Origin of the sequence: Xylanimonas ulmi (genome assembly GCF_004216535.1) — a bacterium.
Lineage (GTDB): Bacteria > Actinomycetota > Actinomycetes > Actinomycetales > Cellulomonadaceae > Xylanimonas > Xylanimonas ulmi.
The window spans coordinates 2,226,305-2,252,357 of record NZ_SGWX01000001.1 but is presented as its reverse complement, the minus strand read 5'-3'; the positions used below and the strand labels follow the sequence as shown (position 1 = coordinate 2,252,357).

The following is a 26,053-nucleotide window of genomic DNA, read 5'->3' as shown; positions in this document are numbered from 1 at the left end:
CGCGCCGCGCAGGGCGGTTCGGTCTGGTCGTCGGTTCGCGGTCTGGTCGTCGGACGAGAGCGACGACCAGACCGCGAACCGACGACCAGACCGGCTGGGTCGGCGACCGGGTGGCGCCTAGTTCGCCAGGTAGCGCTCGTAGGCGATGGTCGTGAGGAACTCCGGGAAGCCCTCGCCGAGCGCCACCTCGCGGAACACCTCGGCGGCGTCGTCGTACCGGTCGCCGTCGAAGCGGTCGAGGCCGGCCAACACCTCGTCGAGCACGACGCGCGCCCGCTCACGCGTCACAGGGCCGTGCTCGGTGCGGACCCCGGCCGCGATCCACTGCCACAGCTGCGAGCGCGAGATCTCGGCGGTCGCGGCGTCCTCCATGAGGTTGTCGAGCGCCGCCGCGCCGGTCCCGCGCAGCCACGAGGCGATGTAGCGCACGCCGACCGACACGTTCGAGCGCAGCCCGCACTCGGTCACCGACGCCCCGGCCCGCCCGGCCGACGCGACGTCGAGCAGTTCGGCCTGGCCCACGCGCACGTCGTCGCGCAGCCGCATCACCTGGTTCGGACGCTCGCCCAGCACGGCGTCGAACTCGGCGCGCGCCGTCTCGATGAGGTCGGGGTGCGCCACCCAGGTGCCGTCAAAGCCGTCTCCGGCCTCGCGCCGCTTGTCGTCGCGCACCTTCTCCAGCGCCCGCTCGGTGACGTCGGGACGACGCCGGTCGGGGATGAAGGCGCTCATGCCGCCGATCGCGTGGGCTCCGCGCCGGTGGCAGGTGGCGACCAGCAGTTCGGTGTAGGCGCGCATGAACGGGGCCGTCATGGTCACCTGGTTGCGGTCGGGCAGCACGTACGAGGCGCCGCGCGTGCGCAGGTTCTTGATGATCGAGAACAGGTAGTCCCAGCGCCCCGCGTTGAGGCCGGCCGCGTGCTCGCGCAGCTCGTAGAGGATCTCCTCCATCTCGAACGCGGCGGGCAGGGTCTCGATGAGCACCGTGGCCCGGATGGCGCCGCGCGGGATGCCCAGCGCGTCCTCGGCGGCCTCGAACACCCGGTTCCACAGGCGCGCCTCGCGGTGCCCCTCGAGCTTGGGCAGGTAGAAGTACGGGCCGCGGCCGCGCGCGATGAGCTCGGCGGCGTTGTGGAACGCGTACAGGCCGAAGTCGACGAGCGAGCCCGACGCCGCCGTGACCGTCCCGTCGGAGTGCTGCACGCGCAGGTGCGCCTCCGGCAGGTGCCAGCCGCGCGGGCGGAACACGATCGTGGGCAGGTCGGTCAGCCGCGGCGAGCGCAGGCGGTACTCGCGGCCCTCGGGCGTGGTCAGCGAGAGCGTGCCGCGGATCGCGTCGCGCAGCGCGAGCTGGCCGCCGATGACGTTCTCCCACGTGGGCGCGGAGGCGTCCTCGGCGTCGGCGAGCCAGACCTTGGCGCCCGAGTTGAGCGCGTTGATCGTCATCTTCGGGTCGGTCGGTCCGGTGATCTCGACCCGGCGGTCATCAAGCCCGGGTGCGCCCGCACAGCCCGCGACGCGCCAGGAGGGGTCGTCGCGCACGGGGCGCGTCGTGGGGTCGAAGTCGGGGTCCTGCCCGCCCGCGACGGCGGCCGCGCGGCGTGCGCGGGTGGCGAGCAGGGCGGCCTGGTCGTCCGCGAACCGCTCGTGCAGCATCCCGAGGAACTCCAGCGCCTGGGGCGTGAGGATCTCGGCGTCGCGCTCGGTCGCGCGGCGGGTGGGGGTCAGGTGCGTGCCGGACATGGCGTCGGGGATGGGGATCTCGGTCATCGTGGTCATGGTGAGCCTCCTGGCGGAAAGGGGCGCGGTCGGGGCTAGAACTGGGCCGTCTCGGTGGAGCCGGCGAGCGCCAGGGTGGCGGCGGAGGGGTTGAGCGCAGTCGCGATGCGGTCGAAGTAGCCGGTGCCGACCTCGCGCTGGTGCTTGGTGGCGGTGTAGCCGCGGGCTTCGGCGGCGAACTCGGCCTCCTGCAGCCGCACGTACGCCGTCATCTGCTCGCGGGCGTAGCCGTGGGCGAGGTCGAACATCGAGTGGTTCAGGGCGTGGAAGCCGGCGAGCGTGATGAACTGGAAGGCGTAGCCCATCGCGCCCAGCTCGCGCTGGAAGCGGGCGATCTCGTCGTCGGACAGGTGCTTGCGCCAGTTGAACGACGGCGAGCAGTTGTAGGCGAGGAGCTGGTCGGGGAACTGCGAGCGGACGCCCTCGGCGAAGCGGCGCGCGAGGTCGAGGTCGGGCGTGCCGGTCTCCATCCACAGCAGGTCGGCGTACGGCGCGTAGGCGCGCGCCCGGGCGATCGACGGCTCCAGCCCGTTGCGCACCTCGTAGAAGCCCTCGGCAGTGCGCCCGCCGGTCAGGAAGGGGCGGTCGCGCTCGTCGACGTCGGAGGTCAGCAGCGTGGCCGCCTCGGCGTCGGTGCGGGCGACGACGATGGTGGGCACGGCGGCGACGTCGGCGGCCAGGCGCGCGGCGTTGAGCGTGCGCACGTGCTGCTGCGTGGGCACCAGCACCTTGCCGCCCAGGTGGCCGCACTTCTTCTCGCTGGCGAGCTGGTCCTCCCAGTGCACGCCCGCGGCGCCCGCGGCGATCATGGCCTTCATGAGCTCGTAGGCGTTGAGCGGGCCCCCGAACCCGGCCTCGGCGTCGGCGACGATGGGCGCGAGCCAGTCCTCGACGCTGCGTGCGCCGTCCATGCGCTCGACCTGGTCGGCGCGCAGCAGCGCGTTGTTGATGCGGCGCACGACGGTCGGCACCGAGTTGGCCGGGTAGAGCGACTGGTCGGGGTAGGTGTGGCCGGAGTTGTTGGCGTCGCCGGCGACCTGCCAGCCCGACAGGTAGATCGCGCGCAGCCCGGCTTTGACCTGCTGCACCGCCTGGTTGCCGGTGAGCGCGCCGAGCGCGTTGACGAAGTCGCTCGTGTGCAGCATGTCCCACAGGCGCTCGGCGCCGCGGCGGGCGAGGGTGTGCTCCTCCTGGACCGATCCGCGCAGCGCGACGACGTCCTCGGCGCTGTAGGTGCGCTCGACGCCGGCCCAGCGCGGGTCGGTGGCCCACTGGTGGGCGAGCTCGTCGGCGGTCTGAACCGTGTCGCCCGGGCGGGCGCCGGTGGCGGGGCGATCGGTGAGCGCGGTCATGGGGTGCTCCTCGGGTCGTGGCGTCGTCGTCCTGGGCCTGGTGCGACGGAGTGAGACTCCGTCGCAGTCGGCCTGTGAGAACGACGTTCCTCCCTCGGAGTGGCCGACCGCCAGCATTGCGGGGGAGAAGTTTCCGGGTTCTTCTCCTTGAGGGAAACTGTGGCGTGTGTCACCCTGGGGCATGGTGAACTCGACGTCGAGACAAGCCGCCGCACCCGCGGCGCGGGGCGCGACGGCGCCGCCCGCCGAGCCGGACGCGCTCACCATCGGCCGGCGCATCCGCCACCTGCGCACCCAGCGGGGCCTGACGCTCGAGCAGCTCGCAGCGGCCATCGGCAAGGCTCCGTCGCAGGTCTCGCTGCTGGAGAACGGTCGACGCGAGCCCACCATCGCCCGCCTCCAAGCCGTCGCGCGCGCGCTCGGCACGAGCGTCGACACCCTCCTGTCACCCCAGCCGCCCACGCGCCGCGACGCGCTCGAGATCGAGCTCGAACGCGTCCAGCGCGGCCCCCTCTTCGACGCCCTGGGGATCCGCCCGGTGCGTGTGGGACGCAGTCTCCCCTCCGACGCGCTCGAGGCGATCGTCACGCTCCAGCGCGAGCTCGAGCGGCTGCACACCGAACGCGCGCTCACGCCCGAGGAGGCCCGCCGCGCCAACACCGAGCTGCGCGCCGACATGCGCGACCAGGACAACTACTTCCCCCAGCTTGAGATCGTCGCGCAACGGCTGCTCGAGGACATCGGCCACCGGGGCGGACCGCTGCCGCAGCGGCAGGCGGGCGAGCTCGCCGCGCACCTCGGGTTCGAGATCCACTACGTACCCGACCTGCCCCACTCGACCCGCGCGGTGATCGACCGGCGCCACCATCGCGTGTACCTGCCCAGCGACGGCCTGCGCGGCCGCTCGGACGCGCGCTCGGCCCTGCTCCAGGCGCTCGCCTCGCACGTGCTGGAGCACGACGTGCCGCGTGACTACCGCGACCTGCTGCGTCAGCGGGTCGAGGCCAACTACCTGTGCGCGGCCCTGCTGCTGCCCGAGCGTGACGCCGTGCGGTTCCTGCGCGGCGCCAAGGAGCAGCGGGCCATCTCGATCGAGGACCTGCGCGACGCGTTCGCCGTCTCGTACGAGACCGCCGCGCACCGGTTCACCAACCTGGCCACGCGCCAGCTCGGCATCCCCGTGCACTTCATGAAGATCCATGAGTCCGGGGTCATCCACAAGGCCTACGAGAACGACGGCGTCCGGTTCCCGACCGACGCGCTGGGGACCGTCGAGGGCCAGTACGTGTGCAAGCACTGGACGGCGCGCGTCGTGTTCGCGGTGCCCGACCGGCTCGCGCCGTACTACCAGTACACCGACACCTCGACCGGCACCTACTGGTGCACCTCGCGCGTCGAGGACTCGCCCGACGGCCTCTTCTCGGTCTCGGTCGGCGTGCCGTACTCGCAGGTCAAGTGGTTCTTGGGGCGCGAGACGACGGCGCGCGCGACGTCACGCTGCCCCGACGAGTCGTGCTGCCGGCGCCCGCCCGCCCCGCTCGCCGCGCGCTGGGCCGGGCAGGCGTTCCCCAGCGCACGGCCGCACGCGTCGATGCTCGCCGCCATGCCGCAGGGCGCGATGCCGGGCGTGGACCAGACCGAGGTCTATGAGTTCCTGGAGCGGCACGCCCCCGTCGGCTCCTGAGCCGCGCGCGCCTGCGGCGAGTCCGCGGCCGGGCCGCCGGGGGTGTGCGCGGGCGCGTCGCCCGCCGTGTCTCCGATGTGCTCGACGACGCCGTCCGGCACCCCGTCACGGTTCATGTCCTCGCTGCGGGCCGCCCGCGCGTCCCAGCGCAGGCAGGTGGCGCCCAGGACCGCGGCGAGCGCCGAGCCGAGGAGGATCGCGAGCTTCGCGCCCTCGGTCTGCTCCGCCGTCGGGCCGTACGACAGCTCGGAGACCAGCAGCGCGACGGTGAACCCGATGCCCGCCAGCAGCCCCACGGGCAGCAGGTCGCGCAGCCCCACACCCTGCGCGAGCCGCAGCGGCGTCAGGCGGGTGACCAGCGCCGTCGTGCCCAGCACGCCCACCAGCTTGCCCGCGACCAGGCCCACGACGATCGCGAGCACCACCGGCTGCCCGGCGATGGCGCCCGGCCCGTCGCCGTCGACGAGGTTGACCCCCGCGGCGAAGAACGCGAACACGGGCAGCGCGATGCCCTGCGACAGGGGAGTGACCGCGCGCGAGTACTGGTGCGTGCGCGGCTCGCGCTCGCCGTGCAGGGCGCGCGCGGGCGCGGTGAGCCCCAGCAGCACGCCCGCCACCGTGGCGTGGACGCCCGAGGCGTGCATGAGCGCCCAGGCCGTCGCGGCGAGCGGGACGAAGACCCACCAGCGCGGCTTGCGCGAGCGCACGTAGACGGCGACGACGCCCACGACGCCGAGGCCCGCCAGCAGGGGCGCGAAGCTCAGGTCGTCGCTGTAGAAGATCGCGATCACGGTGATGGCGAGCAGGTCGTCCACCACGGCCAACGTGAGCAGGAACGTGCGCAGGGCCGCCGGCAGGCCCTTGCCGAAGACGGCCAGAACGGCCAGCGCGAACGCGATGTCGGTCGCGGTGGGGATGGCCCAACCGTGCCGGGCGGGCGCGTCGTGCAGCAGCGTGACGCCCACGGCGAAGACCGCGGCGGGCACGAGCATCCCGCCCACCGCGGCGAGCATGGGCACGCCGGCCTCGCGCGGATTGCGCAGCGAGCCCGCCACGAGCTCGTGCTTGAGCTCCAGGCCCACCCCGAGGAAGAAGACCGCGAGCAGCCCGTCCGCGGCCCACGACGCGACCGTGAGGTCGAGGTGCAGCGCGCCCGGCCCGACGACGGCGTCCGAGACCGCCTCGTAGGCGCCGCGCCACGGGGAGTTCGCCAGGACCAGGCCCACCAGGGCGGCGCCCAGCAGGAGCATGCCGCCGGGAACCTCACGCGAGACCCAACGGCTGACGCGGGCGAGCGAGGGGGAGACGGTGGTCAGGGAGGGCATCGCGGCTCCGAGCGGGAGGGACGGGTGGGACCGCCGGCGCCTCCACCGGCTCCGCCGACCAGACTTCCCGGCTCGCCGCAGGCCAGCCTACTCAGTCGATCGCCGCGCGCACCAGCGTCAGCAGCGCCTCGGCGTAGGCGTCGGCGGGGTTCTCGGAGTCGAAGACCTGCTCCGGGTGGCCGGGAATCTCCACGAGCACCTGGTACCACCCCATCGTCGAGCGGGCCAGGCTGCGGAACGCGGGGCCCAGCAGCTCGCGCAACTGGTCCTCGCGCGGCAGCCACAGCGTGTCCTCCACGGGCACCGAGTCGAGCGCCCACTCGGTCGTGCCGTTGAAGCCGAGGATCGTCCCGCTCGCGTAGTCGTGACGCTCGACCACCATGTCGCTGACGGTGAAGACGTCCTCGGCCAGCGCGTCGGAGAGCACCGCGAACCGGTCGCCCGCACGGGGGCGCCACAGGAGCCCCGCCGCCCTCAACCGCTCGGCGGCGTCGCGCGAGATGGTCATGGGTCCATGCTGCCCCGCGCGGGCCGGGCGCGCGTGGGTCACGGCCCGGGACGAACACCAGCGGCGCGATTCGGATGAACAATGCGTGACAAATGAGCGACACACCATCGCAGCCCTGGTCGTGAGAATCACAGGTCCGTAGTTTGGGTCCATGGGCGGCGCCCAGCCGCCCTCCGGGAGGCCAGCCCATGGAGTCGTCGCTCCGCGCAGGGGGGCCGGTACCGGCCGCGCGGCACGACACCGCGCCGGAGGCCGGCCGCCTGCCACACCTACCGAGTGCGCTGCCGCGCCGGAGGGAGCAACTCCGTGGAGACCAGCACCAACGCCACATCCCAGGCCACCACCGACGATCCTGACCGGATCGAGCGGCGCACCTTCGTCATCGACACCTCGGTCCTCCTGTCCGACCCGCGGGCGCTGTACCGGTTCGCGGAGCACGACGTCGTCCTACCGGTCGTCGTCGTCACCGAACTGGAGGCCAAGAGGCACCACGCCGAGCTGGGCTACTTCGCCCGCTCGGCGTTGCGCATCCTGGACGACCTGCGCCTGGAGCACGGGCGCCTCGACGCCCCGCTGCCCATCGGGGGCGCCGGCGGCACGCTGCGCGTCGAGCTCAACCACATCGACTCCGAGGTGTTGCCCGCCGGGTTCCGGCTGGGCGACAACGACACGCGGATCCTGGCCGTCGCCGCCAACCTCGCGGCCGAGGGCCGCCGGGTCACCGTGGTGTCCAAGGACCTGCCGATGCGCATCAAGGCCTCGGCAGTCGGCCTCGACGCGGAGGAGTACCGCGCCGAGCTCGCCGTCGACTCGGGCTGGACCGGCATGACCGCCGTCGACCTCTCGGACGAGCAGATGTCGGCCCTGTGGGAGCGCCAAGAGCTCGACATCGCCGAGCTCGACCCCGCCGTCGTCGAGGCCGCCTCGCCGCTGCTGGTGCACACCGGGCTGGTGATCCACTCGCCGCGCGGGTCCGCGCTCGGACGGGTGAGCGCCGACAAGACGGTGCGGCTGGTGCGCGGCGACCAGGAGGTGTTCGGCGTGCACGGCCGGTCGGCCGAGCAGCGCGTGGCGATCGACCTGCTGCTCGACGAGTCGATCGGTATCGTCTCGCTCGGCGGGCGCGCGGGCACCGGCAAGTCGGCCCTCGCGCTGTGCGCGGGCCTTGAGGCTGTGCTGGAGCGGCGACAGCACCGCAAGATCCTCGTTTTCCGGCCGCTGTACGCCGTCGGCGGGCAGGAGCTGGGGTACCTGCCCGGCAGCGAGTCCGAGAAGATGAACCCGTGGGCGCAGGCGGTCTACGACACGCTCGGGGCGCTGGTCTCACCCGAGGTGGTCGACGAGGTGATCGCCCGCGAGATGCTCGAGGTGCTGCCGCTCACGCACATCCGCGGGCGCTCGCTGCACGACGCCTTCGTGATCGTCGACGAGGCGCAGAGCCTGGAGCGCAACGTGCTGCTCACGGTGCTCTCGCGCATCGGGCAGAACTCGCGGGTCGTGCTCACGCACGACGTCGCCCAGCGCGACAACCTGCGCGTGGGACGGCACGACGGCGTCGCGGCGGTCATCGAGAAGCTCAAGGGCCACCCGCTGTTCGCGCACGTGACCCTGACGCGCTCGGAGCGCAGCCCGATCGCGGCCCTGGTGACCGACATGCTCGAACACCTGGAGCTGTGATCCCGGCGCCCTGACGCCGCCCGCCACGTCGACGCCCCACCACCCGTCACGCGGGGTGGTGGGGCGTCGACGTCAGCGGACCGTGAAGGGGGCGGTGAGCAGGTCGGCCGCGCGTGAGGAGGGGCCGACCTGGAGCTCGAAGGCGCCGGGCTCGACGACGCGGACGCCTGCGCCGTCGAGGATCGAGCACGACGAGGCGGGCACCTCGATCGACGCCGTGACCGACGCGCCCGGGGCCACGGTCACCTGCGTGAACGCCTTGAGCTCACGCTCGGCCCACGAGGCCGAGGTGACCAGGTCGCTCACGTACACCTGGACGGTCTCCAGCGCGGGCCGGGCGCCGGTGTTGGTCAGCGTGATCCGCGCGCGCACCACGTCCGACGCCGTCACCTCGGGCGTCTCGACCACTAGGTCCGTGTACTCGACGGTGGTGTACGACAACCCCTGCCCGAACACGAACGCGGGCGCCTGGGTGAGGTCGGCGTACCGGTCCCCGTGCTGGCCGCGCACCTGGTTGTAGTAGGTGGGCTGCTGGCCGACGTGCCGCGCGAACGAGATCGGCAGGCGGCCGGTCGGCTCGATGTCGCCGAGCAGCAGCTCGGCGATCGCCCGCCCACCGGTCATGCCAGGGTTGGCCGCCCACACCAGCGCGGCGGCGCTGAGCGCCGCCGGCGGCAGCACGAGCGGCTTGGACGCGAGGAGCACGACGATCAGCGGCGTGCCCGTCGCGGCGAGCGCGTCGAGCAGGGCGACCTGCCCGCCGACCAGGTCGAGCGTCGCCGTCGAGCGGCCCTCGCCGACCAGCTCGATGCGGTCGCCGACGACGGCCACCACGTAGTCGGCCTGCGACGCCGCGGCGACGGCCTCGGCGATGAGCGCCTCGTCCGGAGCCGCGGGCACGACGACGGGCGGGCGCGGCTGCCCGTCGGGGAAGAACGCCCCCGCGGGGTCGGGCTCGAGCGTGAGGATGTCGGCGCCGCGCGCGTGGGTGACCGCCCAGCCCTGCGGGACCGCGGCCCGCAGGCCGTCGAGCACGGTGGTGATCATGGCGCGCGGGTGGCCGTCGGGCAGCCAGTCGACCTGGCCGCTGCTGCCGGCCCAGTCGCCGAGCTGCGTCTGGGCGTCGTCGGCCAGGGGGCCGACGACGGCGATGCGGCGCGGTGGGGTGGTTGAGCCTGTCGAAGCCGCCGTTGGCGGCAGGAGGGGCAGGGCGCCGTCGTTGCGCAGCAGCACCAGGGCGCGGCGCGCGATCTCGAGGTTGAGGTCCTGGTGGGAGCCGACCACCTGCGCGATGCGCACCGGGTCGGGGCGGCGGCGGTCCTCGAACAGCCCCAGCTCGAACTTGAGCGTGAGGATGCGCTCGACCGCCGTGTCGAGCTCGGACTCCTTGAGCAGCCCTTGGTCGATCGCGGCCAGGGCGCCCTCGAAGAACTGGGGCGTGTTCATCACCATGTCGTTGCCGGCCCGCACGGCGGCCGCCGCGGCGTGCGTGTGGTCGGGCTGGACCTTCTGCTCCCACACCATGCGCCCGACGTTGTCCCAGTCGGTGATGAGGGTGCCGGTGTAGCCCCACTCGCCGCGCAGCACGTCGGTCAGCAGCCAGTCGTTGACGGTGATGGGCACGCCGTCGGTGGTCTGGTAGCCGAGCATGAACGTGCGGCAGCCCTCGCGCGCCACGCGCTCGAACGGGGGCAGGAACCACGAGCGCAGCTTGCGGCGCGAGATGTCGGCCTCGGACGCGTCGCGCCCGCCCTGCGTCTCGGAGTAGCCCGCGAAGTGCTTGGCCGTGGCCAGGATGGCGGTGGTGTCGCTCAGGCCCTGGCCCTGATAGCCGCGCACGGCGGCCGAGGCGAGCTCGCCGATGAGGTGCGGGTCCTCGCCGAAGGTCTCGTTGACGCGCCCCCAGCGCAGGTCGCGCGCGATGCACAGCACGGGCGAGAACGTCCAGTGGATGCCGGTCGCGGCGACCTCGACGGCCGTGGCCCGGGCCATGCGCTCGACGAGCTCGGGCGACCAGGTGGCCGCCATGCCGAGCTGGGTCGGGAAGATCGTGGCCCCCTCGAAGAACGAGTGGCCGTGGATGCAGTCCTCACCCACCAGCAGCGGGATGCGCAGCCGGGTCCGGTCGGTCACATCGTGCGCCTCGCGCACCAGCGCGGGCGAGGTGTGCAGGATCGAGCCCACGTGCTTGCGCAGGATGTGGTCCTCGACGCCCTCGCGCGCGTCGAGCTGGAGCATCTGGCCGACCTTCTCCTCGCGCGTCATGCGCGCCAGCAGGTCGGCCACACGCTCAGCGACGGGCGCGGTCGCGTCCAGGTACGGCAGGGTGCTCATGCGAGCGTCTCCTCGGTGGCGGAAGCGGCGGTGGGCGGGGCGGGCGGCGTCGTCGTCGGCGGCGGTGACGACGGCGGCGTCCCCGCGCGGGCCGCGCGCACCTGGGTGACCGACGACGTCGTGCTCAGGCCGCGCTTGCGCAGCGCGCGGGCGCGCTCGCCCGCTGAGCGCAACCGGGGGTTGACGTACTCGTCGATGCCGAAGTTGATGAGCGACAGGGCCACGCCGAGCAGCGCGATCGCCAGTCCGGCGGGGACGTACCACCACCAGAAGCTCGGGAAGGCGCCGTTCTGCTGCGCCCAGAACAGGATGGTGCCCCAGTTGAGGTTGGTGATCGGGATGACGCCGATGAACGCCAGCGTCGTCAGGCCCAGCACGGCGGCGGTGACGGTCCCCACGAACGACGAGGCGATGATCGCCATGAGGTTCGGCAGCATCTCCACGGTGATGATGCGCCACAGCGGCTCGCCGTTGGCGCGCGCGGCCTGGACGAAGTCGCGGTTGCGCAGCGACATCGTCTGGGCGCGCAGCACGCGCCCGCCCCACGCCCAACCGGTGATCGCCAGGACGGCGGCCACGAGCACGAGCGACGGGTTGTTCTGCTGCGAGGTGATGATGATCATCAGCGGCAGGCCGGGGATGACCAGGAACACGTTGGTCAGCGCGGACAGCGACTCCGACTTCCACCCGGTGACGTACCCGGCCGTCACGCCGATGGCGATGGCGATGATGGTCGCGATGACGCCGGCCGCGAAGCCGACGACCAGCACGCCGCGCGTGCCGTAGACGATCTGGGCGAACACGTCCTCGCCCATGTGGGTGGTGCCGAGCCAGTGCGTGCCCGACGGCGGCTGCCGCAGCGCCTGGAAGTCCTTCGCGAGCGGGTCGAACCGGGTGATGAGCGGCGCGAACACCGCCATGAGCACGAACACGGCGAGGATGACCAGTCCGGTGATCGACTTGCCGTTGCGGAACATCGCGAACGCGCTGGCCGCGCCGTGGCGGCGGGGGGCCGTCTCGGTGACGGGCTGGTCGGAGGTGAGGGTCGCGGTCATGGCTCAGGCCTCCGTCTGGCGCGTGCGCGGGTCGAGGACGGCGTAGGCGACGTCGGCCAGGATGTTGGCGACGAGCACCGTGAGGGTGATGACCAGGAACAGGCCCTGCATGAGGGGGTAGTCCTTGGCGTTCGTGGCGTCCAGCAGCAGCTTGCCGACGCCGGGGTAGGAGAACACGAGCTCCATGACGAGCGTGCCGCCCACGATGAAGCCGAGCGCGAGCGCGAACGACTGGATCTGCGGCAGGACCGCGTTGCGCGCGGCGTAGCGCGTCAGCACGCGCCGGGCCGGCAGGCCCTTGGCCTGCGCGACCGTGACGTAGTCCTCGTCGAGGATCGTGACCATCATGTTGCGCATGCCCAGGATCCAGCCGCCGAGCGAGGCGATGACGATCGTCAGCGCCGGCAGCGTGCCGTGCTGGATCACCTCGCCCACGAACTGCAGGCTCCATCCCGGCTGCGTGCCGCGGCCGTAGGCGTGCGAGGCCGGGAACCAGCCCAGCCCGGTCGCGAACACGGCGATCGCGATCAGGCCCATCCAGAAGTAGGGGACCGTCGAGAAGAACGTCGAGATCGGCACCAAGATGTCGGCGCGTGAGCCGCGACGCCACCCGACCAGCGCGCCCAGGCTCGTGCCGATGACGAAGCTGAGGATCGTCGCGATGCCGACCAGGCCGATCGTCCACGGCAGGGCGACCGAGATGACGTCGGTCACCGGGGTCAGGCCGCGTGACAGCGAGCGGCCCAGGTCGCCGGAGAACATCAGGCCCCAGTAGTCGGCGTACTGCCGCAGCAGCGACTTGTCGGTGTTGAGGCCGAAGAGGATGCGCAGCGACTCGGCCGCCTCGGGCGAGACGCGGCCCTGGTTGCGGGCCAGGTACGCCGAGATCGGGTCGCCCTTCATGAACCGCGGCAGGAAGAAGTTGATGGTGATGGCCGCCCACGCGGTGAACAGGTAGAAGGCGGTGCGGCGCGCGAAGAAGCGCAGGGTGTTCATCGGGACGCCCCCATGCTGAAGTGCTTGTCGGGGTCGGGTGAGGCGGCCAGCAGCGCCTGGGTGTACTCGTGCCGCGGGCGCAGGATGACGTCGTCGGACGGTCCGCGCTCGACGACGACGCCGTGGTTGAGCACCAGGATCTCGTCGGAGAAGTGCCGGGCCGTGGCCAGGTCGTGCGTGATGTACAGGACCCCGAGGTTCTGGGAGCGCTGCAGGTCCGCCAGCAGGTTGAGCACGCCCAGGCGGATCGACACGTCGAGCATCGACACCGGCTCGTCGGCGACCAGCAGCGACGGGCGTGACGCGATCGCGCGCGCGATCGCCACGCGCTGGCGCTGCCCGCCCGACAGCTCGTGCGGGCGCCGGTCGATGGTGGCGCCCGGGTCGAGGCGGACGACGTCGAGCAGGCGCGCCACCTCGTCCTCGACCTCGCGCTTGGGCACCACGCGGTCGAGCAGCAGCGGCCGCTCGAGGTGGTGGCGGATGGTGTGGTACGGGTTCAGCGACGCGAACGGGTCCTGGAAGACCATGCGCACCTGCTGCCGGTAGGAGCGCAGCGCGCGGCCGCGCCGCGGGATCGGGGCGCCGTCGAGCAGGACCTGCCCCGACGTCGCCCGCTCGAGCTGGGTGATGATCTTGGCGATGGTCGACTTGCCCGAGCCGGACTGCCCCACGAGGGCGACGGTCCGCCCCGAGGTGATCGTGACGTCGACCGAGTCGAGCGCGAGCATCGTGCCGGCGCCGCGCACGTGGTAGCGCTTGGTGACGCCCTTGAGCTCCAGGGTGCTCATGACGCCGCCGCCTCGCCCGCGCGCAGGAACGCGCCGCGGTCGCCCGTCAGGCTCGGGAACGAGCTGAGCAGGCGGCGCGTGTACTCGTGCTGCGCGTGGTGGTAGATGTTCGACGCCGTGTCGAGCTCGACGATCCGGCCCTCGCGCATCACGGCGATGCGGTCGGAGATCTCGAGCAGCAGCGGCAGGTCGTGGGTGATGAACACGACCGAGAACCCGAACTCCTCGCGCAGGTCGGAGATCTGCAGCAGGATCTCGCGCTGCACCAGCACGTCGAGCGCCGTCGTCGGCTCGTCCATGACCATGAGCTGCGGGCGCAGGGCCAGGGCCATCGCGATCATGACGCGCTGGCGCATGCCGCCCGACAGCTCGTGCGGGTAGGAGCGCAGGCGGGCGCGGCCCACGCCCACGATGTCGAGCAGTTGCGCGCACTCCTCGGCGCGCTCCTCGCGCGGCATCTGCGGGCGGTGCGCCTCGAAGACGTCGGCGAGCTGGGAGCCGATCGACAGCACCGGGTTCAGGGCGTTCATCGCGCCCTGGAACACCATGGAGACCTTGTCCCACCGGAAGCGCTGGAGCGAGCGCTCGTCGAGGGCCAGCAGGTCGATGTCGGCGCCGCCCTCGTCGTGGAAGACGGCCGAGCCGGAGGTGATGACGGCGGGCGGTTTGAGCAGGCGCTGGACGCCGTACGCCAGGGTGGTCTTGCCGCAGCCGGACTCGCCGGCCAGGCCGAGGATCTCTCCGCGCACCAGGTCGAGGGACACGTCGATCACCGCCTCCACGGGCGGGTCGACGTCGTACACCACGCTGAAGTCGCGGACCGTGAGCACGTTCTCACTGGTCACAAGGGGTTTTCCGTTTCGGGACGGGTGGTGGGGCCGCGCGCGGCGCCTCGGGAAGGGCCGCGAGCGGCCCCACCACCTCGGTGGACGGGTCGGGTCGGGCTCAGCTCGCGGGCTTGAGCTTCGTGAGGATGAGCACCGACGTCGGCTGCGTCGGGTCCGCGTTGATGTACGGGTCGTCGTCGGACGGCCAGCCCACGTAGTTGCGGGTGTTGAACTGCGTGATGAACGGACGTGAGGCGATCGGCATGACCGGGACCTCGTTGACGAAGATGCTCTGCGCCGTGGCGAGGGCGCTCGCGCGCTCGTCGTCGGAGGTGGCGTTGGCGAACTCGTCGAGGGCCGCGGTGGCCTCAGGCGAGTCGAAGCGGCCGAAGTTGTAGTCGGCGGCCTCGCCGATGGGCTTGAGCCAGCGGGCGTCCATCGTGTTGGAGTAGATGTCGTACGGCGTCATGCCCGTGTCGGTCCAGTGCAGGATCGCGTCGAACTCGCCGTTGGACTTGTTGGCCCACCAGGTGTCGGCGTCGGGCGTGGTGAGCGTCGCGGTGACGCCGAGCGCCTTGACGTCGTCGGCGATGAGCGAGATGCCGGTGACGTAGTCGGACCAGCCCTGGGGGACGGACAGGTCGAACGTGACGGGCTCACCGTCGGGGTCGACCAGGGCCGTGCCGACGCCGGTGTAGCCGGCGTCCTCAAGGACCTTCGTGGCGCCCGCGACGTCGACGGAGAACTCGACGCCCTTGAACTCTTCGGAGATGAACGGGTCGCCGGCCGGGGTGGGCAGGCCGGTCACCGACGTGATCTCGGGGACGCCGCCCTCACGGGCGATCTGCTGGTACTTGTGGCGGTCGATGACCATGTTGACGGCCCTACGGAACGCGGGGTCGTTGAACGGCTTCTCGGTGGTGTTGACGTACAGGCCGTCGAACGCGAGGCCGGACGGCGCCCAGAAGATGTTGTGGTCGGGGTCGTGGTCGAGGAACGCCTCTTGGCGGTTGGGCAGCCACGCCTGCGCCCAGTCGGCGTCGCCGTTGGCCAGCGCCGTGGCCAGGGCCGTGTTGTCGTTGTACGAGACGTAGTAGAGCGTCGGCACGGCCAGGTCGCCGCCCCAGTAGTCGTCGCGGGCCTGGAGCTCGACCGACTGGGTGGTGAACTGCGACAGCGCGTACGGGCCGGTGCCGACCAGGTCGAGCATCGGGTCGGTCGACGGGTCGGACAGCGTCTCGACGTAGTGCTTGGGGACGATGGCGCGGTGCAGCACCTTGTCCTGCTTGACGAACACCGAGTCGGTGAACGTGAGCGTGACCTGGTCGCCGTCCTCGGTGACGCTCTCGAGCGGGAGCGCGGCGGTGTTCAGCTCGGGCTTGTCGAGGATGAGCTGGTAGGTGTAGGCGATGTCGTCGGCGGTGAAGTCCTCGCCGTCGGACCAGGTGACGCCGTCGCGGGCCGTCGCCGTGAGCTGGGTGTAGTCGTCGTTCCACGTCAGCTCTGACGCGAGCCAGGGCTGGATGGGGTCCGACGGGTTGATCAGGTTGACGATCCCGAGGGGTTCGAGGATCGCGTTGATGTAGCCGAGCCGCATCGCCGAGGCGTCGGCGACCCACGGGTTGTTGGACTCGGTGGTGATCGCTCCGTCCGGCTTGGCGATGGTGAGCGGGGCGCCGGCCGTGGCGCCACCACCGCCTCCGCCGCCGTCGGCGGCTCCGTCGTCTCCGCCTCCGCAGGCGGCCAGGAGAAGGGCCGCAACGGTGGCGGACGCCACCGCGGCAGGGATCTTCGACCTCATGTCAACTCCTCATCGAGATGTGGGCGCGGCGCCCGGAGGGCCCGGGAGCCTCTCACCGTCGAGCGCGCTGTGTGTGAAAGGTTACCGTCCAGTCAGTAACCTCAACAGCCCGATGCGCGAGAATGGACGTCACAGTTCGGTCACCGTGGCCGGATGGCGGGTGGCGGCGCCCGACAGACAAGGTGGATCGATGAGTGTGAGCAGGTCAGAGCGTCGGACACGCCCGCAGACGGTGGCGCGCCGTGAGGAGATCCTCAAGGCGGCGATGGCGACATTCGGCGCCAAGGGCTACAACAAGGGGCCGCTGACGGAGATCGCCGATCAGGTCGGCATGACCCACGCGGGCATCCTGCACCACTTCGGGTCCAAGAACGCCCTGCTTCTCGAGGTGCTGCAGTACCGTGACGCCACCGACGTCGAGGCCCTGCCCGAGCACCACATCCCCGACGGCGCCGACCTGTTCCGCCACCTGGTGCGCACGGCGTTCCTCAACGCCCAGCGCGCCGGCATCGTCCAGGCGTACGCGGTGCTGTCCGCGGAGTCGGTCACCGACGACCACCCCGCGCGCCCGTTCTTCCAGCAGCGCTACACGACCCTGCGCGGCGAGGTTGCGCACGCGTTCCGCGTCATGTGCCAGGAGGCCGGCGTCGACGAGCCGACGACGGTCGACAAGGCCGCGGCGTCGATCCTCGCCGTCATGGACGGGCTCCAGATTCAATGGCTGCTGGACCCGACGGCGGTCGACCTCGCCGAGGCGAGCGAGTTCGCCATCGAGGCGATCGTCGCGCAGGTGCTCACCCCGCGCGAGACGCCGCTGCGACGCCCCGCCGACTGAGCCCGCCCCGCCCCGGTGGTTGAGCCTGTCGAAACCCGCCCCGCCCCGGTGGTTGAGCCTGTCGAAACCACGCGACCGGGACGTGGTGGTGGTTTCGACAGGCTCAACCACCGGGGGTGGGCTCAACCACCAGCGCGGCGGCGGCGGTCAGGCCTGCGGCGGGCGCGTCATCGACAGCACGTCGAGCGCGGCGTCGAGCTGCGCCTGCGTGACCTCACCGCGCTCGACGAACCCGAGCGCCACCACGGCCTCGCGCACCGTCATGCCCTCCTTGACGGCGTGCTTGGCGACCTTCGCGGCGGCCTCGTACCCGATCACGCGGTTGAGCGGCGTGACGATCGACGGCGACGACTCGGCGTAGGCGCGCGCCTTGGCGACGTTCGCCGTGATGCCCGCGACGGTCTTGTCCGCGAGCACGCGCGAGGCGTTGGCCAGCAGCCGGATCGACTCGAGCACACCCTGTGCGATCACGGGGATCTGCACGTTGAGCTCGAACGTGCCCGACGCCCCGGCCCACGCGACCGTCGCGTCGTTGCCGATCACCCGCGCGCACACCATGAGCACCGCCTCGGGCACCACGGGGTTGACCTTGCCCGGCATGATCGAGCTGCCCGGCTGCAGGTCGGGCAGGAAGATCTCGCCCAGGCCCGTGTTGGGGCCCGAGCCCATCCAGCGCAGGTCGTTGCAGACCTTGGTCAGGGACACCGCGATGGTGCGCAGAGCGCCCGAGAGCTCCACGAGCCCGTCGCGCGCCGACTGCGCCTCGAAGTGGTCGCGCGCCTCGGTCAGCGGCAGGCCTGTGTCCTCGCGCAGCAGCTCGATGACGCGCTGCGGGAATCCGGCGGGGGTGTTGATGCCCGTGCCGACGGCGGTGCCGCCCAGCGGCACCTCGGCCGCGCGCGGCAGCGCCGCCTGAAGGCGTTCGACGCCGTAGCGCACCGCGGCCGCGTAGCCGCCGAACTCCTGGCCCAGGGTCACGGGCGTGGCGTCCATGAGATGCGTGCGGCCGCTCTTGACGACGGTGGCGAACTCCTCGGACTTGGCGCCGAGCGTCTGGGCCAGGTGCGTCAGCGCGGGCACCAGGTCGTTGACGACGCCCGACGTCGCCGCCACGTGCACCGAGGTCGGGAACACGTCGTTCGAGGACTGCGAGGCGTTGACGTGGTCGTTGGGGTGCACGTCGCGCCCAAGGCTGCGCGTGGCGAGCGTCGCCAGCACCTCGTTGGTGTTCATGTTCGACGACGTGCCCGAGCCGGTCTGGTAGACGTCGATCGGGAAGTCGCCGTCGTACGCGCCGCCGGCGACGGCGTCGGCCGCGGCGACGATGGCGTCGGCGACGTCCTGGTCGAGCACGCCCAGTTCGGCGTTCGCGCGCGCGGCGGCCTTCTTGACGCGGGCGAGCGCCTCGATGTGCGCGCGCTCCAGCGGCGTGCCCGAGATCGGGAAGTTCTCCACGGCGCGCTGCGTCTGCGCCCGGTACAGGGCGTGGGCGGGGACGCGGACCTCGCCCATGGTGTCGTGCTCGATGCGGAAGGCGTCGACGGCGGTGTCAGAAGTCATAGGGCTCATAGTGCCGCACGCGCCCGAGTCGCCCGAAACCGCCCGTGGAGCCCGCCCTGCGGTGGTTGAGCCTGTCGAAACCACGGGCCGCCGGCGGTTGAGCCTGTCGAAACCACGGCAGGTCTCGACAGGCTCGACCGACGGTGTGCGGTGGTTGAGCCTGTCGAAACCACGGCGGGGATCGGCGGTGGGGATGGCTCAGGACGCCGCCTGCGGCTCCTCACCGACGTCGCCTGCGACCTCGACCAGCCGCGCGCTGCCCTCGGCCAGGTCGTACTCGACGCCCACGATTGCCAACTGGCCCCTCTCGACGCGCTCGCGCAGCGCCGCCGAGTAGCCCCTGAGCATCTCGACCGTGTGGCGCACATGCTCGGTGCGCAGCGTGTCGGGGTCATAGAGCGCGGCGCCGCCGTCGTTCCGGGCGCGCGCGGTGATGCCCGCGACCGACGGGATGACGCGGTCGACCACAGCGCGCACGAACCCGGGCGGCTGCTCACCCGTGGACAGCGTGTGAGCGGTCGCGGCGATGGCGCCGCACGAGTCGTGCCCGAGGACCACCACGAGCGAGGCGCCCAGTAGTTCGGTGCCGTACTCGATCGAGCCGATCACGGTGGTGTCGAGCACGTGGCCCGCGGTGCGCACCACGAACACGTCGCCGAGGCCCTGGTCGAAGATGAGCTCGGCCGCCACGCGCGAGTCCGAGCAGCCGAAGATGACGGTGTGTGGGTGCTGCGACACCGTCAGCTCACGGCGCCGGTCGACGCTCTGGGACGGATGCAGCGGCTCGCCCTGGACGAACCGGTCGTTGCCGGCCCGCAGCGCCGCCCACGAGTCCGCGGGCGTGCGCGTGGCTGGGACCTTGGGGGAGGGATCGGCCGGGGCCGGGATGGTCGGGATCGCGCCCGTCGGCGCAGGAGGCTCGGTGACGCTCACGCCTCGTCCTCGTCGGGCTCTGGCGCGCCGGCCGCGCCCGCCCCGGTCGCCTTCGCGAGGCGTTCACGCGCGCCGTCGAGCCACTGCTGGCACCGCGTGGCCAGCGCCTCGCCGCGCTCCCAGAGCGCGAGCGAGACCTCGAGCGGCTCGCCGCCGGCCTCGAGGCGCTGCACGACGGCGACGAGCTCGTCGCGGGCCTGCTCGTAGCCCATCGCGGCGGGGTCGGGCAGAGCGGACAGGTCGGGTGCGGGACTGGAGGTCACCAGCACAGTGAACCTCATCCCTCCGACACCCGTGTCAGGGCAGCGACGTCAGGCGGGGCCCTGCGGTGTGAGGCGGTCGAGGTCGGCGCCGGTGATCAGATGCTCGTTGGTGCCGCGGAAGCTCGCCGACCACGCCGCCGCGACCGCCGCCCGGCGCGCCGCCTGCGCGTCGTCCGCGCCGCGCACCGACGCGGTCATGAACGCCGCGCAGAACGCGTCGCCCGCGCCATTGGTGTCGACGATCGCCCGGCCCTGCGGCGTCACGGCCGGAACATGCAGGGGCTCGCGGCCGCGGGCGAACACCACGGCGCCCGCCGCGCCGCGCGTGACGACGACGGCGCGCGCGACCCCGCGCGCGAACACGTCCTCGGCGAGCGCCGCGGGGTCGGAGAGGTTCGTGCCCGAGCAGAACACGATGTCGGCGCCGTACGCGAAGTCGCGGTGGTGCTCGCGGCGCCCGTCCCAGTCCTGCAGGTCGGTCGAGGTGAGCAGGCCGCGCTCGCGCGCGTCACGCAGCGCCGCCCGCGCCCAGTCGACGATCACGACGTGGACCCACTCGGGGCCGGGCGCTGGGGCAGTCGCGTCGAGCAGCGGGCGCCACAGGTCCGGGTCCGGCGTGAGGCCGCCGGGATGGCGCGGGTCGTGCAGCGAGAGGCGCCGCCCGTCCGGGCGCACCAGGTTGACGCTGCGCCTGGTGCCCGACGGGTCGGTCACCAGCACCGGACACACCCCGCGGCGGTCGAGCTCGCGCCGCACGAACCGCCCGTGCTCGTCGTCGCCCACCACGTCGGCCCCGACGACGTCGCACCCCAGGGCAGCGGCCTGCAGCGCGACGCCGCTGCCCGCATGGCCCAAACTCAGGTCGCCCACGTGCGCGAACACCGTGTCGACGTCGGGCAGCGGCCAGGCGCCGTCGTGCAGGGCGACATTGACGTCGACCCCGAAGCCGCCGACCACGACCACACGCGTCCGCTCACTCATGCGCTCATCATCGCCGTCAATCGCCTCGGCGCCGCGCCGCACACGTGGACGGAGCGGGACGCGTCGGACGCATTGACGTTGCCCCGCCCCGGGGGCAGCGGGGATGCTTCCCGGCATGGGACATCTGGAGGTCGCACACGTCGAGTACGTGCTGCCCGACGGCCGCACACTGCTCGACGACGTCTCGTTCCGGGTCGGCGAGGGCAGCGTCACCGCGCTGGTCGGGCCCAACGGGGCGGGCAAGACCACGCTGCTGCGGCTGGTCACGGGCGAGCTCGCGCCGTCGTCGGGCACGATCGCCGTCAGCGGCGGGCTGGGCGTGATGCCGCAGTTCGTCGGCTCGGTGCGTGACGCCACGACGGTGCGCGACCTGCTCGTCACGGTCGCCCCGGCGCGCGTGCGCGACGCGGCGCGCGCCGTCGACCGCGCCGAGCTGGCGGTCATGGAGGTCGACGACGAGGCCGCGCAGATGGCGTATGCCCAGGCGCTCGCGGACTGGGCCGACGCGCGCGGGTACGAGGCCGAGACGCTGTGGGACGAGTGCGCGACGGCGGCGCTCGGCGTGCCGTACGAGCGCGCGCAATGGCGCGAGGTGCGCACCCTGAGCGGCGGTGAGCAGAAGCGGCTCGTGCTCGAGGCGCTGTTGCGCGGCCCCGACGAGGTGCTGCTGCTCGACGAGCCCGACAACTACCTCGACGTTCCCGGCAAGCGATGGTTGGAGGAGCGGCTGCGCGAGACGCGCAAGACGGTGCTGTTCGTCAGCCACGACCGCGAGTTGCTGGCGCGCGCGGCCGACCGGATCGTGGCGCTCGAGCCCGCGCCGTCGGGCGCCGACGCCTGGGTGCACGGCGGGTCGTTCGCGACGTTCCACGAGGCGCGGCGCGAGCGGTTCGCGCGGTTCGAGGAGCTGCGGCGGCGCTGGGACGAGAAGCACGCGCAGCTCGTGCGGCTGGTGCGTGAGTTGCGGCAGGCCGCCGCGAACAGTGACGCGATGGCCTCGCGCTACCGTGCCGCGCAGACCCGGTTGCGCAAGTTCGAGGAGGCGGGCCCGCCGCCCGAGCCGCCGCGCGAGCAGGACATCACGATGCGGCTGCGCGGCGGGCGCACGGGCCTGCGATCCGTGACGTGCCAGGGGCTGGAGCTCACCGGACTCATGCGGCCGTTCGACCTGGAGGTGTTCTACGGCGAGCGCGTCGCCGTGCTGGGGTCGAACGGGTCGGGCAAGTCGCACTTCCTGCGGCTGTTGGCGGGCGAGCCGGTCGCGCACGACGGCGCCTGGCGCCTCGGCGCGCGCGTGGCGCCCGGGTTCTTCGCCCAGACGCACGCGCACCCCGAGCTGATCGGGCGGACGCTGCTGGAGATCCTGTGGGAGGACCACGCGCACGACAAGGGCCGGGCCATGCCGGCGCTGCGGCGCTACGAGCTCACCGTCGCGGCCGACCGGCCGTTCGAGCGGCTCTCGGGCGGGCAGCAGGCGCGGTTCCAGATCCTGCTGCTCGAACTGTCGGGCTGCACCGCGCTGCTGCTCGACGAGCCCACCGACAACCTCGACCTCGAGTCGGCCGAGGCGCTGCAGGACGGGCTTGAGGCGTTCGAGGGGACCGTGCTCGCGGTGACGCACGACCGTTGGTTCGCGCGGTCCTTCGACCGGTTCCTGGTGTTCGGGTCCGACGGCGTGGTGCGCGAGGCGGGCGAGCCGGTGTGGGACGAGCGACGGGTCGAGCGGGCGCGCTGAGGCCGCGTCGCGTCGACGTCAGACCGACGCTGTCGCGCGCTCGGGGGCCGGCGCCGTCTCAGGCGCCGGCCGGCGCGCCATCCACGCGGCGGTCAGCGCGCCCGAGATGTTGTGCCACACCGAGAACACGGCGGGCGGCAGCGCGGCGGCGGGCATCGCGGCGAAGTGCGCCGCGGCGAGCGAGGCGGCCAGCCCCGAGTTCTGCATGCCGACCTCGAACGCGAGGGCGCGCCGGGCGCGTTGGTCGAGCCGCGCCGCCCGGCCCGCGAGGTACCCGAGGAACAGGCCGAACCCGTTGTGCAGCACCACGGCGAGGATGACCAGCAGCCCCGACGTGCGGAACGCGTCGGCGCTGTTGCCCATGACCGCGGCCACGATGACGGCGATCGCCGCGACCGACAGCCACGGGAACGCGGCGGCCGCGCGGTCGACCCAGCGCGCCGCGACCAGGCGCACCAGCACGCCCGCGACCACGGGCAGCAGCACGGTCTTGACGATGTCGACGAACATCGCCCCCGCGGGCACGTGCAGGTAGTGGCCGGCCAGCCACAGCGTCAGGAGCGGGGTGAGCACGGGCGCGAGCAGCGTCGAGATCGTCGCGACCGACACCGACAGCGCGACATCACCCTTGGCCAGGTACGCCATGACGTTCGAGGCGGTGCCGCTGGGAGCGCAGCCCACCAGGATGACGCCGACGGCGAGCGCGGGCGGCAGCCCGAGCGCGTGGGCGATCGCCCAGCCGACGAGCGGCATGATCACGTAGTGGGCGACCAGCCCCAGCAGCACCACCCAGGGCCTGCGGGCGATCCGGGCGAAGTCTGGTGGCGTCAGGGTCACGCCCATGCAGAACATGACCACACCCAGCAGGTACGGCACCGCCGAGGTGACCGGCGCGAACGTGTGCGGGAGCCAGAAGCCCGCCGCGCCGGCGGCGATGACCAGGAGCGGGAAGACCGTCACGGCGAACACCGCGTTCCGGTCGTCACGGGTGCGGGCGGGGAAGGTGCGCGTCGTCGTCACGTCGACGGATGCTAGCGGCAACAATCGGTGGCGGCGTCGGCGCGTCTCCGACCCTGAGACGCGGCGGCCCGGACGCTCAGGGCCGGGCGTCGACCGTCGCGCCGACCTCGCCCCGCGCGAGCCGCAGCCGCACACGCGCCCCCGCGGCGACGTCGTCAGGCTCACGGACCACATGCCCGTCGGCGCGCTGCACGACGGCGTAGCCGCGCTCCAGCGTCGAGGCGGGGGACAGCGCGCGCACCTGCGCCTCAAGCCGCCCGACCTCGCCCGACGCCGCCAGCAGCGCCGCGTTGAGCAGGTGGCGGGCGTGCCGCACGGTCTGCGCGACGTCGCGCTCGCGGTGCTCGACCATCGACAGCGGGCGCGCGAGCACCGGGCGCGAGCGGACGCCGTCGAGCCCGTGCTGCTCGCGGTCCAGGCGCGCGCGCACCGCGTGGCGCATGGTGCGACGCGCCTGCTCGACGCGACGGCGCTCCTCGGCGACATCGGGCACGACGCGCTTGGCCGCGTCCGTGGGCGTCGAGGCGCGCACGTCGGCGACCAGGTCGAGCAGCGGGGAGTCCTGCTCATGGCCGATCGCCGAGACCAGCGGCGTCCGGCACGCCGCGACCGCACGCACCAGGGACTCGTCGCTGAACGGCAGCAGGTCCTCCAGCGCGCCGCCGCCGCGCGCCACCACGATCACCTCGACCTCGCCCAGCGCGTCGAGCTCGGCGATCGCGCCCTTGACCTCGCGCACGGCGCTCGCGCCCTGGACGGCCACCTCCCGGACCTCGAAGCGCACCTGCGGCCAGCGGGCCTGCGCGTTCTTCATCACATCGTGCTTCGCGTCCGAGTTGCGGCCCGTGACCAGGCCCACCACGCGCGGCAGGAACGGCAGCGGCGCCTTGCGGGCGTCGTCGAACAGCCCCTCGGCGCCCAGCACGCGGCGCAGGTGCTCGATGCGCGCGAGCAGCTCGCCCACGCCCACCGCGCGGATCTGCGCGGCACGCAGCGTGAACGAGCCGTTGACCTTGTAGAAGTCGGGCTTGGCGTGCACGACGACGCGCGCACCCTCCTGGATCGTCGCCGTGCTGTCCCGCAGCACCGAGGAGAGCACCGAGACCGTCAGCGAGACCTTCTCGTCGACGTCGCGCAGCGTCAGGTACTGCATCCATGCGCCGGGGCGCTCGCGGAACTGCACGACCTGGCCCTCGACCCACACGTCGCCCAAGCGCGCGATCCAGCCGCGCACCTTCTCGGACACGACCGCGACCGACCACGGCGACTCGGGACTCGTCAGGGGTGCGGCGGCGGTGGGTGCGGTGCTCACCTGCCCCAGGGTGCCCCATGCCCCCGACATCGCGGGCACCGGGTCTTCACACACGCGCTCCTAGACTGGTGGCTGTGACCCCTGCCCCCCACCAGACCCGAGCCGACGCCGCCGCCGAGGCCGCCACCGCGGCCCCCGTCAAGCGCGTGCTTCTCGCCGCGCCCCGCGGCTACTGCGCCGGCGTGGACCGCGCCGTCGTCGCCGTCGAGAAGGCGCTTGAGACGTACGGCGCTCCGGTGTACGTGCGCAAGGAGATCGTGCACAACAAGCACGTCGTCGAGACGCTGCGCGAGCGCGGAGCGATCTTCGTCAACGACACCGACGAGGTGCCGCCGGGCGCCCGGCTCGTGTTCTCGGCCCACGGCGTCTCACCCGCGGTGCGCGACGCCGCCGCCGCGCGCAGCCTCGCCACGATCGACGCGACCTGCCCCTTGGTGACCAAGGTGCACAAGGAGGCTGTGCGGTTCGCGAACGACGACTACGACATCCTGCTGATCGGTCACACCGGCCACGAGGAGGTCGAGGGCACGGCGGGCGAGGCGCCCGACCACGTCCAGGTGGTCAACTCGCCCGACGAGGTCGACCAGGTCGTGGTGCGCGACCCCGCGAAGGTCGTGTGGATCTCGCAGACGACGCTCTCGGTCGACGAGACCATGGAGACCGTGCGTCGGCTGCGCGAGCGGTTCCCCTCGCTGCAGGACCCGCCCAGTGACGACATCTGCTACGCGACGCAGAACAGGCAGGTCGCCGTCAAGAAGCTGGCGCCCGAGGCTGACGTCGTCATCGTCGTGGGCTCGGCGAACTCGTCGAACTCGGTGCGGCTCGTCGAGGTCGCGCTGCAGGCGGGCGCGGGCTCCGCGTACCGCGTGGACCGCGCTGCCGAGATCCAGGACGAGTGGCTGCTCGGCGCGACGACGGTGGGCGTGACGTCCGGGGCGTCGGTGCCCGAGATCCTTGTGCAGGACGTCATCGCGCATCTGCAGGGCCACGGGTTCGGGCAGGTCGAGGAGGTTCGCACCGCGACCGAAGAGCTCATGTTCTCGTTGCCGCGCGAGCTGCGCGCCGGGCTCAAGGCGGCCGGCCGCGACGACAAGCGCCCGCGCAGGGCCCCGGCCGGCGCCTGAGCCGGTCGAGCGCGAGCCGCCGGTCGAGCGCGAGCCGCCGGTCGAGCGCGAGCCGCCGGTCGAGCGCGAGCCGCTGGTCGAGCTTGTCGAGACCTGGTGGGTGGTTTCGACAGGCTCAACCACCGGGGTGGGTGGTTTCGACAGGCTCAACCACCGGGGTG

The 26,053-nt window shown here is 72.6% G+C and carries 21 protein-coding genes; 5 read left to right on the top strand and 16 right to left on the bottom strand.

The genetic code is table 11. The features are described from left to right. Positions 1 to 117: 117 nt before the first annotated feature. Positions 118 to 1,779 (bottom strand): malate synthase A, encoded by a 1,662-nt coding sequence (aceB, locus tag EV386_RS10505; protein ID WP_130414780.1) that lies wholly within the window; start codon positions 1,777 to 1,779, stop codon positions 118 to 120. A gap of 35 nt (positions 1,780 to 1,814) precedes the next feature. Further along, entirely contained in the window at positions 1,815 to 3,131 is a 1,317-nt protein-coding gene (gene aceA / locus EV386_RS10500) for an isocitrate lyase (protein ID WP_130414778.1), read from the bottom strand. Positions 3,132 to 3,312: 181 nt separating this feature from the next. Here aceA and EV386_RS10495 point away from each other — a divergent pair, with 181 nt between their 5' ends. Further along, positions 3,313 to 4,815, top strand: coding sequence for a helix-turn-helix transcriptional regulator (locus EV386_RS10495; protein ID WP_130414776.1), 1,503 nt, complete (start codon positions 3,313 to 3,315; stop codon positions 4,813 to 4,815). Here the strand turns inward: EV386_RS10495 and nhaA are convergent. Beyond that, complete coding sequence (gene nhaA, locus EV386_RS10490; protein WP_130414774.1) at positions 4,776 to 6,140, bottom strand: Na+/H+ antiporter NhaA; 1,365 nt, start codon at positions 6,138 to 6,140, stop codon at positions 4,776 to 4,778. The two genes, EV386_RS10495 and nhaA, sit on opposite strands and share 40 nt — an antisense overlap. Positions 6,141 to 6,231: 91 nt before the next feature. Further along, positions 6,232 to 6,648: a pilus assembly protein CpaE gene (locus tag EV386_RS10485; protein WP_130414772.1), complete on the bottom strand. Its 417-nt coding sequence runs from the start codon at positions 6,646 to 6,648 to the stop codon at positions 6,232 to 6,234. 306 nt (positions 6,649 to 6,954) lie between these two features. Between EV386_RS10485 and EV386_RS10480 the strand changes: the two genes are divergently transcribed. Next, complete coding sequence (locus tag EV386_RS10480; RefSeq protein WP_130414770.1) at positions 6,955 to 8,325, top strand: RNA 5'-3' helicase PhoH2; 1,371 nt, start codon at positions 6,955 to 6,957, stop codon at positions 8,323 to 8,325. A gap of 72 nt (positions 8,326 to 8,397) precedes the next feature. On the opposite strand, the gene EV386_RS10475 is transcribed toward EV386_RS10480, so the two are convergent. The 6 genes from EV386_RS10475 to EV386_RS10450 form a co-directional block, all read right to left on the bottom strand. After that, the gene (locus EV386_RS10475; protein WP_130414768.1) at positions 8,398 to 10,659 is read right to left on the bottom strand and encodes an exo-beta-d-1,3/1,6-glucosidase; all 2,262 of its coding nucleotides are present in this window, start codon (positions 10,657 to 10,659) and stop codon (positions 8,398 to 8,400) included. Next, on the bottom strand, positions 10,656 to 11,714 hold the full coding sequence (locus EV386_RS10470; RefSeq protein ID WP_130414766.1) for an ABC transporter permease: 1,059 nt from the start codon (positions 11,712 to 11,714) through the stop codon (positions 10,656 to 10,658). Before EV386_RS10470 ends, EV386_RS10475 begins: the two co-directional genes overlap by 4 nt. Before the next feature lie 3 nt (positions 11,715 to 11,717). Beyond that, the gene (locus EV386_RS10465; RefSeq protein ID WP_130414764.1) at positions 11,718 to 12,710 is read right to left on the bottom strand and encodes an ABC transporter permease; all 993 of its coding nucleotides are present in this window, start codon (positions 12,708 to 12,710) and stop codon (positions 11,718 to 11,720) included. After that, positions 12,707 to 13,501: an ABC transporter ATP-binding protein gene (locus tag EV386_RS10460; RefSeq protein ID WP_130414762.1), complete on the bottom strand. Its 795-nt coding sequence runs from the start codon at positions 13,499 to 13,501 to the stop codon at positions 12,707 to 12,709. Before EV386_RS10460 ends, EV386_RS10465 begins: the two co-directional genes overlap by 4 nt. Then, positions 13,498 to 14,346 carry an ABC transporter ATP-binding protein gene (locus EV386_RS10455; RefSeq protein WP_130414760.1) on the bottom strand — a complete coding sequence of 283 codons (849 nt, stop codon included), beginning with the start codon at positions 14,344 to 14,346 and terminating at the stop codon, positions 13,498 to 13,500. The genes EV386_RS10460 and EV386_RS10455 overlap by 4 nt, the downstream gene beginning before the upstream one ends. Before the next feature lie 100 nt (positions 14,347 to 14,446). Next, entirely contained in the window at positions 14,447 to 16,129 is a 1,683-nt protein-coding gene (locus EV386_RS10450; protein ID WP_130414757.1) for an ABC transporter substrate-binding protein, read from the bottom strand. A 190-nt stretch (positions 16,130 to 16,319) separates the two neighbouring features. On the opposite strand from EV386_RS10450, the gene EV386_RS10445 reads away from it, so the two are divergent. After that, entirely contained in the window at positions 16,320 to 16,964 is a 645-nt protein-coding gene (locus EV386_RS10445; RefSeq protein WP_130414755.1) for a TetR/AcrR family transcriptional regulator, read from the top strand. A 147-nt stretch (positions 16,965 to 17,111) separates the two neighbouring features. Here EV386_RS10445 and EV386_RS10440 read toward each other — a convergent pair whose 3' ends face one another. The 4 genes from EV386_RS10440 to EV386_RS10425 form a co-directional block, all read right to left on the bottom strand. Then, positions 17,112 to 18,524 (bottom strand): class II fumarate hydratase, encoded by a 1,413-nt coding sequence (locus EV386_RS10440; RefSeq protein WP_130414753.1) that lies wholly within the window; start codon positions 18,522 to 18,524, stop codon positions 17,112 to 17,114. Between the two features lie 198 nt (positions 18,525 to 18,722). Then, positions 18,723 to 19,412, bottom strand: coding sequence for a carbonic anhydrase (locus EV386_RS10435; protein WP_242608088.1), 690 nt, complete (start codon positions 19,410 to 19,412; stop codon positions 18,723 to 18,725). A 41-nt stretch (positions 19,413 to 19,453) separates the two neighbouring features. Next, positions 19,454 to 19,738 carry an exodeoxyribonuclease VII small subunit gene (locus EV386_RS10430; protein WP_130414749.1) on the bottom strand — a complete coding sequence of 95 codons (285 nt, stop codon included), beginning with the start codon at positions 19,736 to 19,738 and terminating at the stop codon, positions 19,454 to 19,456. A gap of 30 nt (positions 19,739 to 19,768) precedes the next feature. Further along, on the bottom strand, positions 19,769 to 20,701 hold the full coding sequence (locus EV386_RS10425; RefSeq protein ID WP_130414747.1) for a carbohydrate kinase family protein: 933 nt from the start codon (positions 20,699 to 20,701) through the stop codon (positions 19,769 to 19,771). A gap of 115 nt (positions 20,702 to 20,816) precedes the next feature. Between EV386_RS10425 and EV386_RS10420 the strand changes: the two genes are divergently transcribed. Beyond that, the gene (locus EV386_RS10420; RefSeq protein ID WP_130414745.1) at positions 20,817 to 22,436 is read left to right on the top strand and encodes an ABC-F family ATP-binding cassette domain-containing protein; all 1,620 of its coding nucleotides are present in this window, start codon (positions 20,817 to 20,819) and stop codon (positions 22,434 to 22,436) included. An 18-nt stretch (positions 22,437 to 22,454) separates the two neighbouring features. Here EV386_RS10420 and EV386_RS10415 read toward each other — a convergent pair whose 3' ends face one another. Both EV386_RS10415 and xseA read right to left on the bottom strand, forming a co-directional pair. Then, positions 22,455 to 23,456, bottom strand: coding sequence for a bile acid:sodium symporter family protein (locus EV386_RS10415; RefSeq protein ID WP_242607914.1), 1,002 nt, complete (start codon positions 23,454 to 23,456; stop codon positions 22,455 to 22,457). 76 nt (positions 23,457 to 23,532) lie between these two features. Continuing rightward, positions 23,533 to 24,768: an exodeoxyribonuclease VII large subunit gene (gene xseA, locus EV386_RS10410; RefSeq protein WP_242607913.1), complete on the bottom strand. Its 1,236-nt coding sequence runs from the start codon at positions 24,766 to 24,768 to the stop codon at positions 23,533 to 23,535. A gap of 74 nt (positions 24,769 to 24,842) precedes the next feature. On the opposite strand from xseA, the gene EV386_RS10405 reads away from it, so the two are divergent. Then, a complete protein-coding gene (locus tag EV386_RS10405; protein ID WP_130414738.1) occupies positions 24,843 to 25,892 on the top strand; it encodes a 4-hydroxy-3-methylbut-2-enyl diphosphate reductase in 1,050 nt (349 codons plus the stop codon). Positions 25,893 to 26,053: the final 161 nt, after the last annotated feature.

Excerpts from the sequence above, each read along its gene's own strand:
- EV386_RS10465 (WP_130414764.1), bottom strand. The coding sequence starts at position 12,710 with ATGAACACCCTGCGCTTCTTCGCGCGCCGCACCGCCTTCTACCTGTTC.
- EV386_RS10470 (WP_130414766.1), bottom strand. The coding sequence starts at position 11,714 with ATGACCGCGACCCTCACCTCCGACCAGCCCGTCACCGAGACGGCCCCC.
- EV386_RS10445 (WP_130414755.1), top strand. The coding sequence starts at position 16,320 with ATGAGTGTGAGCAGGTCAGAGCGTCGGACACGCCCGCAGACGGTGGCG.
- aceB (WP_130414780.1), bottom strand. The coding sequence starts at position 1,779 with ATGACCACGATGACCGAGATCCCCATCCCCGACGCCATGTCCGGCACG.
- EV386_RS10450 (WP_130414757.1), bottom strand. The coding sequence starts at position 16,129 with ATGAGGTCGAAGATCCCTGCCGCGGTGGCGTCCGCCACCGTTGCGGCC.
- EV386_RS10440 (WP_130414753.1), bottom strand. The coding sequence starts at position 18,524 with ATGACTTCTGACACCGCCGTCGACGCCTTCCGCATCGAGCACGACACC.
- EV386_RS10460 (WP_130414762.1), bottom strand. The coding sequence starts at position 13,501 with ATGAGCACCCTGGAGCTCAAGGGCGTCACCAAGCGCTACCACGTGCGC.
- aceA (WP_130414778.1), bottom strand. The coding sequence starts at position 3,131 with ATGACCGCGCTCACCGATCGCCCCGCCACCGGCGCCCGCCCGGGCGAC.
- EV386_RS10430 (WP_130414749.1), bottom strand. The coding sequence starts at position 19,738 with ATGAGGTTCACTGTGCTGGTGACCTCCAGTCCCGCACCCGACCTGTCC.
- EV386_RS10485 (WP_130414772.1), bottom strand. The coding sequence starts at position 6,648 with ATGACCATCTCGCGCGACGCCGCCGAGCGGTTGAGGGCGGCGGGGCTC.
- nhaA (WP_130414774.1), bottom strand. The coding sequence starts at position 6,140 with ATGCCCTCCCTGACCACCGTCTCCCCCTCGCTCGCCCGCGTCAGCCGT.
- EV386_RS10495 (WP_130414776.1), top strand. The coding sequence starts at position 3,313 with ATGGTGAACTCGACGTCGAGACAAGCCGCCGCACCCGCGGCGCGGGGC.
- EV386_RS10425 (WP_130414747.1), bottom strand. The coding sequence starts at position 20,701 with ATGAGTGAGCGGACGCGTGTGGTCGTGGTCGGCGGCTTCGGGGTCGAC.
- EV386_RS10475 (WP_130414768.1), bottom strand. The coding sequence starts at position 10,659 with ATGAGCACCCTGCCGTACCTGGACGCGACCGCGCCCGTCGCTGAGCGT.
- EV386_RS10420 (WP_130414745.1), top strand. The coding sequence starts at position 20,817 with ATGGGACATCTGGAGGTCGCACACGTCGAGTACGTGCTGCCCGACGGC.